This is a genomic window from Mesorhizobium sp. P2_C5_2, from assembly GCF_056404535.1.
This window is the reverse complement of the sequence record NZ_JBFUDV010000005.1, coordinates 146,358-159,895: the sequence shown is the minus strand read 5'-3', so window position 1 is coordinate 159,895 and position 13,538 is coordinate 146,358. Positions and strand designations below refer to the sequence as shown.

Genomic DNA, 13,538 nt, shown 5'->3' with positions numbered 1-13,538 from the left:
TCGATATCACGCACGGTTTCCACAAACAATGTACGATTTAGCGCGTTGACAGACAATCTGTGATCTGAAAACGTATAAAGCGCTTGAAGGGATACACAGAACGTCCCGCGATCGAACGAGCAAAGACTGCTTGCCTCGACGCAGAGCGGCATGGGAGAGAACCTGGAGGATAACCCTATGACGAGGATTACACTCGGCGGTGCCGTCCTGCGCGGCACGGTCTCCGCTGCTTTAATGGTATCGCTGATGTCTGCGTCTGCGCTCGGTGCGCCGCCAGTCGATTTGAGCAAATGGTCGCCGGAATATGTGCGCTCCATTGCGGGCACACAGGATTTTGACACGGCCGCCGATTGCGGCAAGGTCACCCCCCTCGACTACAAGGGGCGACTGACTTTCTGGTATCAGGGCGTGTTCGAGGGCGACCCCGATCTCCTGCGCCAGTACTACAAGGAGTTCTTCGAGACCTTCCGCAAGACCTATCCAAACATCCAGCTCGAGGAACAAGCCCTCACCTATAACGACCTGCTTGACAAGTTCCGCACGGCGCTGCTGGGCAATGCCGCGCCGATGGCGGTCCGCCTGCAAATCCTGGGTGGTACCGAGTTCGCCTCAAAGGGCTATCTGGAGCCGCTCAAGCCCGAGGATGTGGGGTATTCGACCGAGGATTTCTGGCCCGGCGCCATGAAGGCCGTGACCTGGGATGGCGTGACCTACGGCATTCCGACCAACAACGAGACGATGGCGTTCATCTGGAACGCCGACATCTTCAAGCGCGCGGGCCTCGATCCGGACAAGGCTCCGGCAACCTGGGACGACGTCGTCAAATATTCCAAGCAGATCCACGACAAGCTCGGCATTGCCGGCTACGGCCTCGTGGCCCGCAAGAATGCCGGCAACACGCCATACCGTTTCATGCCGCAGCTGTGGGGCTATGGCGGCGGCGTCTTCGACGAAGCCTCGGCGAGCCCGACCTATAAGGAGGTCGAGCTCAATACCCCGCAAAGCAAGGCGGCGCTGCAAGCCTCGTACGACATGTATGTTCGCGACAAGTCGGTTCCGGTGTCGGCGCTCACCAACCAGCAGGCCGACAACCAGCCTCTGTTCGTCGCCGGCCAGCTCGGCATGATGATCTCGCACCCGTCCGACTACAACGTCATGCTCGACCTGCAGAAGAAGGCGACGGGCGCCGACAAGGAGAAGGCACAGACCGTCATCGACAACATGCGCTACGGTCTCATTCCGACTGGCCCCGACGGCAAACGCGCCGTGGTGTTCGGCGGCTCGAACATTCACATCCTGAAGCCCGAATATGTCGAGGGCGGCAAGGTGGACGAGCCGGCTGCAAAGGCGATCATCTGCATGTGGACGAGCCCTGAATGGTCGCTGAAGATGGCCTACGCCGGCTCAAACCCGGGCAACCTCAACGGCTTCAAGACCAAATGGATGAAGGAACGTCTGGACAAGATCAAGTTCCTCGACGTCACGACTTCGATGCTGCCATACGGCATCCCGTTCCCGGCGCTGCCGCAGTCCCCCGAGATCATGAATATCATCATCCCGGATATGCTGCAGAATGCCCTGACTGGAGCGATGACGGTCGATCAGGCGGCGGACGACGCGGCCAAGAAGGTGAAAGACCTGATGGGCGGACTCTAGTCCAAGCCGGACCTGCGATCTGACCGGCTGTGCCGATAGCGGGTGCAGCCGGTTCGTTCCGAAGAATAAGGGCACGCCACAGTGACGATCGTGACCGGCAAGGCCGAGGCTCGCCGAAAATTGCAACCCGGCAAGTCCGGCGTGCTGCGGAATATCTGGGAGCATCGCGCCGACTACGCGTACGTGCTCCCCGCGATCGGCGTGATGCTCGTCGTGATCGCCTATCCGATCTACTACACGGTCGAGTTATCGTTCTTTAAGACCCCGCCTGGGTTGCAGCTCCGCGACAAGATCTTCATCGGGTTCGACAACTACACGGCCATCCTCACCAGCGAGGTGTTCTGGAAAGTCACCTTGAACACCCTGATCTGGACGATCGGATCCACTTTCTTTTCCTTTGTCCTCGGGTTTGCCGCCGCGCTGGCCCTCCACCGCGACTTTATCGGCCGGGGTGTCCTGCGCGCCATCCTGATTATTCCCTGGGTCATCAGCGCGGTTGCCGCCTCCTATATCTGGAAGTGGATCTACCATTCGGACTTCGGAATCATCGGCGCGGTGCTGGTAGGCCTCGGGTTGGCCGACCGGCCGCCGAACTTCATCGACAACGTCAGCACGGTGTTGCCCGCCCTGATCGTCGTCAATATCTGGCGCGAGTTTCCGTTTGCCATGATCATGATGATGGCCGGCTTGCAGACAGTCCCCGACCAGTTGCTGCGCGCCGCGGAAGTCGACGGGGCCAACGCATGGCAGCGTTTCTGGCACGTCACCTTCCCGCACCTGCGCAACGTCTCGACGGTGACGATCCTGCTGCTTGCGGTGGCCAACTTCAATTCCTTCATCATCCCGTGGATCATGACCGGTGGCGGACCGTCCAACGCGTCGCACATCTGGATCACGCACATTTATGAGCTCGCCTTCGGCCGGCAGCGCTGGGGCGTCGCATCGGCCTATTCGGTGCTGCTGTTCCTCATGTTGATGATGCTGGGCTACTTCTATGTCCGTGCGCTGGCCGGCAACGAGCGAAAAGAGGGGAGCGCATGAGCGCGATTGCGGAGACAGCCCCTCGAGGTCCGACCCGGCGCCGCATGCGCGTCGACGGCTGGCGGTGGGCCGGGCGCATCTTCCTCGTGTTCATGCTGCTCTACACCGCGTTGCCGATGATCTGGATGCTGATCACATCGATCAAGTCCGGGTTCGCGGCGATGCAGTTCCCGCCGCAATGGTGGCCGGAAGAGCCCACCCTCGCCAGCTACCAGAAGCTGCTCGATCCGCAAAACAGCGTCGGCCAGGATTTCCTCCGCTTTTTCTGGAACAGCCTCTACGTGTCGACGGTCACCACAATCCTTTCGGTGGTCGTGGCTGTTCCTGCGGCTTACGCGTTTTCGCGCTTTCGTTTCCCCGGTCGAAACTTCCTGTTTTTCACCGTGCTTTTGCGCAACATGTTCCCGGCGGTGATCTTTCTCGTGCCGCTCTTCATCCTGATGCGCGCGATCGGGTTGGTGAACACGCATGGCTCGCTGATCCTCACCTATCTCACCTTCGGCCTGCCGCTGGCGATCTGGCTGCTCAAGGGCTTCTACGACAACATTCCGGTGCAGCTCGAGCAGGCGGCGCGCATCGATGGAGCGACGCGGTTCCAGGCCTTCATCCTGATCGTGATGCCTCTGTCGACGCCCGGAATCATCGCCACCGCGATCTATTCCTTCATCGGCGCATGGAACGAGTACATCTATGCCTACACCTTCCTCTCCAAGAACGAGCAGTTGACCCTGCCGGTCGGCATACAGCGCTTCTTCTCGGAAAATACGACGGACTTTCCGGGCCTGATGGCGGCCAGCTTCATGATGAGCGTGCCCGTCGTGGTGCTGTTCCTCGTCTTGCAACGATACTTCGTACGCGCCCTGACAGAAGGCGCGGTCAAGCACTAGAGCCGGATGATTTCAGGTCTGTTCGACCTGAAATCTGAATCCGCCTCTAAATCAAAGAGATAGAGCATGATGTCGTCCGAGAACCGCTTCACACTTTTCGGCATCATGCTCTAGGGAGTTGCCGATGGCCCACGTGGTCCTCAAAGATCTCGTCAAGACCTATGGCGGCTTCAAAGCTGTCAACGACGTTTCGCTGACGGTCAATGACGGCGAGTTTGTTGCGCTCGTCGGCCCTTCGGGCTGCGGCAAGACAACCACGCTCAATCTTGTCGCTGGATTGATTCCGGTCACATCGGGCGACATCGTCATCGGCGACCGGGTGGTCAACGACCTCGACCCCAAGGACCGTGACATCGCAATGGTGTTCCAGAACTACGCGCTCTACCCGCAGAAATCGGTCTACAAGAACCTGGCGTTCCCGCTACAGATGCGCAAACTGCCCAGGGACGAGATCGACAGGAAGGTCAAGGAAGCGGCGCGCGTGCTGGACATGACGCACCTGCTCGAGCGCAAGCCGCGCGAACTTTCAGGCGGGCAGCAGCAACGTGTCGCCCTGGGGCGTGCCCTCGTCCGCGACCCCGCCGTGTTCCTCATGGACGAGCCGCTCTCCAACCTTGACGCCAAACTGCGCGTTCAGATGCGGTCGGAGATCAAGCGGTTCCACCAGGACCTCAAGGCGACGATCATTTATGTGACGCATGACCAGCTCGAAGCCGTGACCATGGCCGACAAGATGGCGGTGATGAACGGCGGCTACCTGCTGCAATACGATTCACCGGCGCAGGTCTTTGCCCATCCGGTGAACATGTTCGTCGCCAGCTTCATCGGCAGCCCGGCGATGAGCCTTATCCCGCTGGAGGCATCGACAGCAAACGGCAACACTGCGTTGACCGGCGCGGAGGGATGGAGCCTTGAGCTCTCGCCGCTCAACGCCCGGAAGGTCGCGAAGGCAACGTCTAGGAAAGTCGTGCTCGGCGCACGTCACTCGACGATCAGGCTCCACAAGAGCGCGGTGCCAGGCAGCGTCCCGGCCAGAGCCTACACAGTGGAGCCGACCGGCGACGTCACCTTCGTGCAGGCGTTGCTGTCCGGTGCCATCGTCAACATCAGCGTGTCCCCCAACATCTCCGTCGCACCTGACGAGCAGATCTGGCTCGAGTTCGACCAGGAGCGGATACATCTGTTCGACGGCGAAACTGAACTGGCCCTCAAGGCCGGCTGAGACAAGACGGGGTCATTGGGAACGTTGGGGATGACTGGGAAGCTTAAGATCACCGCGATCAAGCCCTATCCTATGTGGGTTGGAACGCGCAACCAGATGCTCGTCAAGATCGAGACCGACCAGGGCGTCTTTGGCTGGGGCGAGAGCGGCTTGAGCGGCCGCGAGAAGGCAGTGGCCGGCGCGGTCGAGCATTATCGCGAATTTCTCATCGGCCGTGACCCCATGCAGATCGGGCGGATCTGGCAGGAGGTATATCGCAGCCAGTACTTCGAAGGCGGGCGCGTTCTGCAGGCGGCGATTTCCGCCATCGACATCGCCCTTCACGATATCAAGGGCAAGGCGCTGGGGGTGCCGGTCTACGAACTGCTGGGCGGCAAGCAGCGCGACCGCATCCCCACCTTCGCCTCGACCGGAGACGAGGCCGAGGGCGATGCAGCCATCGAACGAGCCCGCGAACTGCGCGCACGGGGGTGGCAGGCGATCCGCTTCTTCCCCGTGGGGCAAAGCAGCAGGGACATCTTCGAGCCCCGCGAGTCGATCGGCCCCACGGCGAGCATGCTGAACAAGGCGCGCGAGGCGCTGGGCGACGAGGTCGTCCTCGGCATCGACTATCATCATCGGCTGTCGGTGGCAGAGGCGGCAAGCTTCTGCAACAAGCTCGGCCGCGGCGTGCTTGACTTCCTCGAGGAGCCGATACGCGACGAGACACCGGAGGCCTACGAATCCCTGCGTAGGATGACCGACATTCCCTTTGCCATCGGCGAGGAATTTGCCAGCAAGTGGCAGTTCCTGCCCTACATTGAGCGCGGCATCCATCAATTCAACCGGCTCGATGTTTGCAACGTCGGTGGGCTCACCGAGGCGATGAAAGTCGCTGGCTGGAGCGAGGCGCACTATGTGGACCTGATGCCGCACAATCCGCTTGGCCCAGTGTGCACGGCCGCAACCATTCATCTCGCCGCCGCGGTGCCGAATTTCGCGTGGCTCGAGACCAGGGCGCCGGAAAGGAAGCTGGGCTTCGACAATTCCGAGTTCTTTCCCGTGCAACCACGGCTGGACGGCCCCGACTACCCAGTCAGCGATCTGCCGGGACTGGGCGTCGAGATCAACGAGGCGGCGATCCAGGCGCAGAGCTTCCGCTTCTGGGAAGCGCCTCACCTCAAGCGCCGCGACGGGTCTGTTACGAACTGGTAGTTCCCTTTCATCCGGAGTCCACAATGACGCATACACCTGACATCACGCGGCCGCCTAAGGACCTCATTGACGCGCTGAGGGAAATCGGCGCCGCGACGGTTGCCGGCACGCTTGGCCACATGGGTTTCCGCAATCCCCACATGGTCGGTCCGGTGGCGCAGAACCGTGGGAAGTCGATCGTCGGGCCGGCGCTGACGCTGCAGTTCCTGCCGCAGCGGCCGGACCTCTTCAGCGAGGGAGAATACGCCGACCCGGAAACGCAACTGCACCGGCACGTGCTCTATCACGCGCAGGAAGGCGATGTGGTCGTGGTCGACGCGCGCGGCGACATGAGCTCGGGCGTCTTCGGCGATATGATGTCGACCTATTTCAAAGGCAGAGGCGGCGCAGGCATTGTCATCGATGGTTGCATGCGCGACCGGCCCAATGTCGAGAAGCTCGATCTGCCCCTATGGCTGCGCGGCTGGACGCCCAACTACCATGTGCAAACCAGCATCTATCCGAACGCCGTCAACGTTCCGATTGCCTGCGGCGGTGTCACAGTGATCCCCGGCGACATCATCGTCGCTGACGACGATGGAGTGGTGGTGCTTCCCGTCGCAATGGCCGCAAAGGTGATTGAAGAATCGAAAAAACATCACGATTGGGAAGAGTTCTCGCGAGAGAAGCTCATGCAGGGTGCGCCGCTGCAGCGCTACTATCCGCTGCATGACGATGCCCGCGGCGAATATGAGGAGTGGCGCAAAGCCAATCGCTCGGCGGACTGACGTGGAGCAAGGGGACCGGCTTCCGGGCGGCTCTCGCCAAGCGCAAATGCGCCCTCACTGGGCTGTCTCAGCCGGGCCGCGTCGCCGACGAGCTTCCCGATCAAGGAAGGCGCTTTCTTCGGGCGTGGCGGCAGCTCCGACACGGAAGGCGAAGGACGTGACCCGCGTCGCATTGGTGTCGATTCCGCACCGGAAGCTCAGATGGTACCATGTCGTTGCCGTGCGGAAAGCGGTGTCGGGGGCGTCAAGAATATTGCCGGCTTTCAGCGGAATAACTGGGATCAATTGGGGAAAATTAGACGCGTCTTTCAGCTCCTGCTCCAGAACGCTGGCGCAAAGTTTGGCGACCCGCTGATCGCGAGGCACGTCGGCCATCGAGTTCGTCGCGAACACATCACCGGTAGCGCCTTGTGAAAAGAGCTTGCGGACGCCCGGAAGACCCGAATAGGCCCGTGGTGCAGCCGCGGCCACCTCCGTGGAGCTTGGCTCTCCGCTGGTTCCGCGTCCTGACTTCGCAGCCTTTGAAGGCCGGGGTTTCGGCACATTTTCGGGTCTGATCCGAGGCGCCTGAGCCGATGCTGGAAGCTCGATCTCACCGTCGTCCCCAGGATCGACCAAAGGCATTGCGGCCGCAGATGCCTGTTTGTCGGCATCTCGAGCCCCCGCCTCCTGTTTGTCTGCTTCCGGCTTATCGTCGACCTTGGCTGACTCTGCCGGCTCTCCGGCGTCTGGCGCTGGGGCGGGTTTACTCTCCGCATCCTTTGGCGCGACAGCCGGCTTTGGCTCGTTATCCTTGGCCGGCGATGGGGCATTATCTTGAGCGCTGCCTCCATCCAGGGATTTCCGGGGGCCGGTATCTTTGTCACCGAACTGGAAAACGGGCTTCAGCACCTCGATTGGCGGCAGCTTTTCAGGCGCCGGCTTTTCAACCTTCTGCTCGGGAGGCTTTTTCGCCTCGGGTTTCTGTGGCGGCGTGGGAGCAGGTTTCGGTTTGGGCTGGTCGGGCGGCGGCACGAGCGCGACATTGACCGGCTGCTCCTCCTGCGGCTGTTCCGGAGGCGTGGGCAGGCCGTAGACCAGGAGCGCGGCGATGAGCACGTGCAGGATCAGAGATGCGGGCAAGGCCCACAGCAAAGTCCGACGCCGCTCAATTGTCTCGTCCTTCATCCCTCACGATGTGGAGCGAAACTGCGGCGGCATCAAGCACGGCCGCAGCATTGGCGCAATTTAGCCGCAGCCCAGCGGTGAAGAGGAGCGACCAACGTCGGATTGCTACAAGTTACGCAAAGCCTACGAACCCGTAGCCCGCGCCGTAATGCGCTCCAGTCCGAGCAGCAGCACCAGCGTCGCCGCCACCAGGATCATGGTGAGTGCTGCACCGGCGAAGATGTCACCGCGATCGGTGAGGCTGAAGATCGACACCGGCAGCGTCACCCAGCCCGGCGGGTAGACCATGACGGTGGCGCCAAGCTCCCCCATCGACAGGGCGAAGCTAAGGCCGAAGGCGGCGACCAGATAGGGCGCGAGCAGCGGCAGCGTGACGTGCCATAGTCGATAGGCTGGCCGCGCGCCGAGGCTCGACGCCACCTGTTCGAAGTCGGGCGACAGCCGTGCGAGACCGGCCGAGACATTGCCGAAGGTGAAGGCCGAAATCAGCACGAAATGCGCGATCATGACGATCGCCACCGTGCCGTTGAGCAACAGCGGCGGATGGCTGAAGGCAACCAGCAAGCCAAGGCCGACCGACACCGACGGTACGGCACTGGGGATGAAGAAGAGCAGCCCCAGCAGCCGCTTCAAGGCATGACCTTGCAGGCGAAGCGATAGCGCGGCCCAGGTACCGCTGACCAGCGCCAGCGCGCTGGCGAGAAAGCCGGTGATCAGGCTGGCCTTCACCGAATTCCAAGCCGACCCCCTGATGACGTCGGTGTAGTGCTCTGTGGTCAGCCCATTGGGCAGCACCCCGTTCCATTGGTCGGCGAGGCTGGACAGGAGGATGACCGCCAGCGGCGCCAAAAACAGCACGCCGAAGATCAGCGCGAAGAGCAGCCACAGGACAAGGCGACCGGAGCGCGACCAGACCAGCATGGCTAGGCTCCCAACCGGCCGGCGGCGAAGCGGTAGAGACCGAACAGGCCGAGCGACAGCGCGATGTTGATGACGGCGATGATGCAGGCGACCTGATAAGCCGATTCCTGGATCGCCTTGCCATAGATCAGCAGTGGTAGCGTGATGACGCCCTTGGCGCCGATGAACAGCACGATGCCGAATTCATTGACGGTCAACAGCAGGCAGAGGCTGCCGCCGGCGATGAGCGCGGGGATCGCCGCCGGCAGGATGACCTGGCGCACGATGCGGAACGGCCGCGCGCCCAGCACGCTTGCCGCCTCGATTTGGCCGCGGTCGACCAGCGAGAAGGCGGCGAGCAACGGCCGCAGGATAAAGGGCGTGTAGACGGTGACTTCGGCGAGCACCACGCCCCAGGTCGAATAGAGGAAATCGACAGGCGGCAGCGGCAAAGAGAAGGTTTCCATCAGTCCGGCATTGAGCATGCCGGCCGAGCCATAGAGGAAGGTGAAGGCGAGCGTCACCAGGAAGGTCGGCAGCGCTATGAAAGTGTCGATCAGCCGCGCGATGAAGCCTGAGCCGGGGAACGGCACGAAGGCCAGGATCAGAGCCAGCACGAGGCCGACGGTCAGGCACCCGGCTGTCGCCGCGACCGAGATCGTCACCGTGTTGATCAGCGCGTTGAGGAAGAAACGCGAATGCAGGACGCGGATGATCTCGGCGGCATTGGCGACGCCGCTGTCGTCGAGGAAAGCCTGCCGGGCGATCAGCGCCAGCGGATAGAAAAACAGCAGCGCCAGCAGAGCTGCCGGCGGCACGATCCAGAATTTGCCGAGCGAGACCTTCGCCATCGGCGCACGGATGGCGATGGCGTCAGACACCGGTGTCTTCCGGAAGCAGCGAGGTATCGGCGGGCGCGAAGAACAGCGGCACCTTGGCGCCGGGTTCGGGCAAGGCCATCGGCAGTTTCGTCGCCGAGACGCGCACCGGCGTGCCGTCGACATCGAGCACGAGATGGGTCAGTTCGCCCTGCCAGTGCACTTCCCTCAGCGTGCCGACGATGCTGTTTGTGTGTTCGCTGTCGGCCGCCAGGCTGAGATGCTGCGGCCTGATGCAGAGCAGGCTCTTGTCGCCGGCCTTCTCGTCACGGCCGGCGCTGATGAGTATGACATCGCCATGCCTTGCCGTGGCAAAGCCCTTCGAGCCAACGCCCTCGGCGATGGTCACCGGCAGAAGGTTGGCGCGGCCCAGGAACTCGGCGGTAAAACGGTTTGGCGGGCGGCGGTAGAGTTCGGTCGTCGGGCCGTGCGAGCAGACCCTGCCGTCGCGCATGATGGCGATCTTGTCGGCCAGCGTCAGCGCTTCGGTCTGGTCGTGGGTGACGTAGAGGATGGTCAGGCCGGGCAGGCTGCGGTGGAGGCGGGCAATCTCTTCGACCATGTTGCGTCGGATCTGTGCATCGAGCGCCGACAGCGGTTCGTCGAGCAGGAGCACGCGCGGCCGCACCGCCAGCGCGCGGGCAATGGCGACACGCTGCTGCTGGCCGCCCGAGAGTTCGCGTGGATAGCGCCTGGCAAAGGTCGCCATGCCAACTGTAGCCAGCGCATCCTTGACCCGCTCGCCGATCAGCGCCTTGTCGGCGCCTTGTGCCCTGAGGCCGAAGGCAACGTTGTCCTCGACCCGCATATGCGGAAAAAGCGCGTAGTTCTGCACCACCATGCCGAGGCCGCGCTGGTAAGGCGGCAGGTCGGTCACGTCGGTGGCGCCGATGCGGATGCGGCCGCTTGCCGGCCGCACAAAGCCGGCCACGGCGCGCAACGCCGTGGTCTTGCCGGACCCTGAGGGGCCGATCATCGCCAGGATTTCGCCGGGCGCGATATCCAGGGTCAGCGGATGCAGGACGACATGCGCGCCATAGGCGACGCTGACCTTGTCGAAATGAACATTGGAGCCGGCGCCGCGAATTTTCGCGGCGTCGATGTCCATGACACTGGTACCTGTAAAGGCTGCGGCCGACATGGCGTGGTCCTCCGGGTTTCCCTTGCGGATCAGCTTCCGGTCGCTTCGTTCCACTTCTTGACGTAGTCGGGAAGCTTGCTCAGCGCCTCGTCCCAGTTCGGCGACCAGATGGTCACGCCCTTCATCGCTTCCTGCGCCTTGGCGAAGTTGGCGTCGTCCGGCTTGATGTCCTTGCGCGCCGGCATGCCGAGCGCAACCGAGCTGATCGTCGACTGCGCTTCCTTGGCGAGCAGGAAGTCGATCAGCTTCTTGCCGTTGTCGCCATTGGGCGCACCGGTGACGAGACCGATTTCATAGGGCAGCGCGAAACTGGAGCGGGTACCGTCCGGACCGGCGGGCCAAAACACCTTGATGTTGGGATTGTCGGCCATCTGCGACAGGTTCATCTGCAGATCGCCATTGGCGACATGCAATTCGCCCTTGTTGACCAGCGCGGTCAGCTTGCCGGTCGATGCAGACGGGCCGACATTGTTGTCCTGCAATTTCTTCATGTATTCGAAGCCGGCATCTTCGCCGCCGAAGGCATGGATGATCTGCAGCATGACGGCGGTGCCGTCGCCGGCCTGGCCGGGCGTCGAATACTGGATCTTGCCCTTGAACTTCGGGTCGAGCAGGTCGTCGTAGCTCTTCGGTGCTTCCGACAGCACGGCGCTGTTGTAGATGAAGTTCATGTAGTTGTTGACCAGCGGCCGGTACTTATCGGTGCCGCCGTCGATCTGGTCGGCACCTTCCGGCTTGTAATCCTGCAGCAGGCCATCGGCGGCGGCGCGCTGGACGAAGGGCGGCAAGGTCACCAGCACGTCGGCCTGCGGGTTCGACTTTTCCTTGGCGACGCGCTCGACGACACCGCCCGAGCCGGCCTCGATATACTGCACGGTGATGCCGGTGGCCTTGGTAAAGGCGGCGAATTCGGTCTCGTACCAGCTGCCATTGCCGTCATGCAGGCCGTCGGCGGAATAGACGGTGACGACGCCGTCGGCGAGCGCCGGTGCGACGAGAGCCGACGACGCCAGCAGCGACGCGGCGAAGGCCAGTGCGATGGTTGTGTTTCGCGATTTCATGGATCAGTTCCCCTGTGATTGATGGCACATTCTGCGATGCACTGTGACGATCGCGCCGTCGGGATCTTGCCGCCCGGTAGCTCTTGTGGAGGTCGTCGTTGGATCAACTTTGGGGATTGGTGATCGATAAGTAAAATCTATTTATTTTATGACAGGCAAAGTTCCTCTGATACATGTCGTGGTACTGTCGCATGCCTGTCGCGGCAGCGATTCCGTTCTGCGAAAAGCCGACGATTGGCCGTCGTGGTCAGGCCGCCAGCACCTCGCTCTCGACGATGTCAAGCGCGCGGTCGAGATCGGTTTTCGAGATGACCAGCGGCGGCGACAGCGTCAGCACATTGCCCTGACTGACTTTGAAGCTCAGCCCCCGTTCGAGGCAAGCGTAGAACACGCGTTCGGCAAGCTCGCGTGCGGGCTGGCGTGTGGCGCGATCCTCGACGAGCTCGACGCCGACCATCAGCCCCCTGCCCCTGACATCGCCGACACAAGGCGAACGCGCCATCAGGTCCTGCATGCGTCCCAGCATATGCTGGCCGAGTTCGGCTGCGCGCTCGACCAGTCCTTCCTCGAGGATAATGTCGATCGTCGTCAGCGCGGCGCGCGTCGTCACCGGATTCTTCTCGTGGGTGTAGTGGCCGATGGCAAAGCCGCCGGTAACGTCGAGGTCACGGCGGGCGATGACGGCCGCGATCGGCAGGATGCCACCCCCGAGTGACTTGCCGAGCACCACGATGTCGGGCGTCACGCCATCATGCTCGTGGGCGAAGAATTTGCCGGTCTTGCCAAGGCCGGTCGGTATCTCGTCGAAAATCAGCAGCGTGCCATGCCGGTCGCAGGCTTCGCGCACGCGTTTCCAGAAACCGGGCGGCGGCGGGTTGGGGGTTGCCCGCATCGGTTCGGCGACGACGGCCGCCACATCCTGCTCGCGGCCGAGCACATAGGCGATCATGTTGGCGCAAGCGAGCCCTGAGGCTTCAAGCGTACCGTGGCCATAGGGGCAGCGATAACCATCCCAGGGCGCGACATGCTCGGTGCCGGTCATCATCGGCCCCGCGATGTGCGAGCGGAAGGTCGCCTCGCCGCCGACGCTGGCGGCGCCGAAGCCGGCGCCGTGAAAGGCATCCCAGAACGACACCGTCTTGAAGCGCCCGGTCGCGGCACGCGCGATCTTCAGCGCCACTTCGATGGCGTCCGAACCGCCGGTGGTGAACAGCACCTTTCCGAGATCGCCGGGCGCCAGGGCTGCCAGCTTTTCCGCCAACTCGACAGCTGGTTCGCAGGTGAAGCGGCGCGGCGCGAAGCAGAGATCGTCGAGCTGTTTCTTGATCGCCGCCACCAGCTTCGGATGGCCGTAGCCGAGGTGATGCACGCTGTTGCCATGAAAATCCATGAAGCGGCGGCCGGCGGTGTCCTCGATCCAGATGCCTTCGGCCTTGGCGATGGTCGAAAGGCAAGGGCTGGACAGGCTCTGGTGCATGAAGGCGGCCGCGTCGCGGTCGAGCAGGCCGCGTATCAGGGGATCGTTCTGGCCGGCATCCCAGCGGCCGCGCGCGGCTGTGGTGTTGGAATCGCCCTCGGTGTGCACAAGCTCTTTGATCGCCGCCATCATGGTCTCCGAAACGCG

General features: G+C 62.6%; 12 protein-coding genes. 6 read left to right on the top strand and 6 right to left on the bottom strand.

Features of this window, described 5'->3' with window-relative positions:
* Positions 1 to 177 precede the first annotated feature (177 nt).
* The 6 genes from AC1D1B_RS19325 (at position 178) to AC1D1B_RS19300 (ending at position 6,767) form a co-directional block, all read left to right on the top strand.
* On the top strand, positions 178 to 1,656 hold the full coding sequence (locus AC1D1B_RS19325) for an ABC transporter substrate-binding protein (RefSeq protein WP_477334056.1): 1,479 nt from the start codon (positions 178 to 180) through the stop codon (positions 1,654 to 1,656).
* A gap of 81 nt (positions 1,657 to 1,737) precedes the next feature.
* Positions 1,738 to 2,697 (top strand): carbohydrate ABC transporter permease, encoded by a 960-nt coding sequence (locus AC1D1B_RS19320; protein WP_477334055.1) that lies wholly within the window; start codon positions 1,738 to 1,740, stop codon positions 2,695 to 2,697.
* Positions 2,694 to 3,584, top strand: coding sequence for a carbohydrate ABC transporter permease (locus AC1D1B_RS19315; RefSeq protein WP_477334054.1), 891 nt, complete (start codon positions 2,694 to 2,696; stop codon positions 3,582 to 3,584). Before AC1D1B_RS19320 ends, AC1D1B_RS19315 begins: the two co-directional genes overlap by 4 nt.
* A 124-nt stretch (positions 3,585 to 3,708) precedes the next feature.
* Complete coding sequence (locus tag AC1D1B_RS19310; protein ID WP_477262195.1) at positions 3,709 to 4,806, top strand: ABC transporter ATP-binding protein; 1,098 nt, start codon at positions 3,709 to 3,711, stop codon at positions 4,804 to 4,806.
* 30 nt (positions 4,807 to 4,836) lie between these two features.
* Positions 4,837 to 6,000: a mandelate racemase/muconate lactonizing enzyme family protein gene (locus tag AC1D1B_RS19305; protein ID WP_477334053.1), complete on the top strand. Its 1,164-nt coding sequence runs from the start codon at positions 4,837 to 4,839 to the stop codon at positions 5,998 to 6,000.
* Positions 6,001 to 6,023: 23 nt separating this feature from the next.
* Positions 6,024 to 6,767 carry a ribonuclease activity regulator RraA gene (locus tag AC1D1B_RS19300; RefSeq protein ID WP_477334052.1) on the top strand — a complete coding sequence of 248 codons (744 nt, stop codon included), beginning with the start codon at positions 6,024 to 6,026 and terminating at the stop codon, positions 6,765 to 6,767.
* 54 nt (positions 6,768 to 6,821) lie between these two features.
* Here the strand turns inward: AC1D1B_RS19300 and AC1D1B_RS19295 are convergent, their stop codons facing one another.
* From AC1D1B_RS19295 to pbfA, 6 genes are all read right to left on the bottom strand, one after another.
* A complete protein-coding gene (locus tag AC1D1B_RS19295; RefSeq protein WP_477334051.1) occupies positions 6,822 to 7,934 on the bottom strand; it encodes a DUF930 domain-containing protein in 1,113 nt (370 codons plus the stop codon).
* Between the two features lie 123 nt (positions 7,935 to 8,057).
* Entirely contained in the window at positions 8,058 to 8,855 is a 798-nt protein-coding gene (locus tag AC1D1B_RS19290) for an ABC transporter permease subunit (RefSeq protein WP_477334050.1), read from the bottom strand.
* A gap of 2 nt (positions 8,856 to 8,857) precedes the next feature.
* On the bottom strand, positions 8,858 to 9,715 hold the full coding sequence (locus AC1D1B_RS19285) for a 2-aminoethylphosphonate ABC transporter permease subunit (protein ID WP_477334049.1): 858 nt from the start codon (positions 9,713 to 9,715) through the stop codon (positions 8,858 to 8,860).
* On the bottom strand, positions 9,708 to 10,853 hold the full coding sequence (locus tag AC1D1B_RS19280) for an ABC transporter ATP-binding protein (RefSeq protein ID WP_477334048.1): 1,146 nt from the start codon (positions 10,851 to 10,853) through the stop codon (positions 9,708 to 9,710). Before AC1D1B_RS19280 ends, AC1D1B_RS19285 begins: the two co-directional genes overlap by 8 nt.
* A gap of 29 nt (positions 10,854 to 10,882) precedes the next feature.
* The gene (locus AC1D1B_RS19275) at positions 10,883 to 11,914 is read right to left on the bottom strand and encodes a 2-aminoethylphosphonate ABC transporter substrate-binding protein (RefSeq protein WP_477334047.1); all 1,032 of its coding nucleotides are present in this window, start codon (positions 11,912 to 11,914) and stop codon (positions 10,883 to 10,885) included.
* Positions 11,915 to 12,161: 247 nt separating this feature from the next.
* Positions 12,162 to 13,520 (bottom strand): (R)-1-hydroxy-2-aminoethylphosphonate ammonia-lyase, encoded by a 1,359-nt coding sequence (pbfA, locus tag AC1D1B_RS19270; protein WP_477334046.1) that lies wholly within the window; start codon positions 13,518 to 13,520, stop codon positions 12,162 to 12,164.
* Between the last annotated feature and the right edge of the window lie 18 nt (positions 13,521 to 13,538).

Coding starts and splice junctions, on each gene's coding strand:
- AC1D1B_RS19280 (WP_477334048.1), bottom strand. CDS start 10,853: ATGTCGGCCGCAGCCTTTACAGGTACCAGTGTCATGGACATCGACGCC.
- AC1D1B_RS19305 (WP_477334053.1), top strand. CDS start 4,837: ATGACTGGGAAGCTTAAGATCACCGCGATCAAGCCCTATCCTATGTGG.
- AC1D1B_RS19290 (WP_477334050.1), bottom strand. CDS start 8,855: ATGCTGGTCTGGTCGCGCTCCGGTCGCCTTGTCCTGTGGCTGCTCTTC.
- AC1D1B_RS19310 (WP_477262195.1), top strand. CDS start 3,709: ATGGCCCACGTGGTCCTCAAAGATCTCGTCAAGACCTATGGCGGCTTC.
- AC1D1B_RS19300 (WP_477334052.1), top strand. CDS start 6,024: ATGACGCATACACCTGACATCACGCGGCCGCCTAAGGACCTCATTGAC.
- AC1D1B_RS19275 (WP_477334047.1), bottom strand. CDS start 11,914: ATGAAATCGCGAAACACAACCATCGCACTGGCCTTCGCCGCGTCGCTG.
- AC1D1B_RS19295 (WP_477334051.1), bottom strand. CDS start 7,934: ATGAAGGACGAGACAATTGAGCGGCGTCGGACTTTGCTGTGGGCCTTG.
- pbfA (WP_477334046.1), bottom strand. CDS start 13,520: ATGGCGGCGATCAAAGAGCTTGTGCACACCGAGGGCGATTCCAACACC.
- AC1D1B_RS19315 (WP_477334054.1), top strand. CDS start 2,694: ATGAGCGCGATTGCGGAGACAGCCCCTCGAGGTCCGACCCGGCGCCGC.
- AC1D1B_RS19325 (WP_477334056.1), top strand. CDS start 178: ATGACGAGGATTACACTCGGCGGTGCCGTCCTGCGCGGCACGGTCTCC.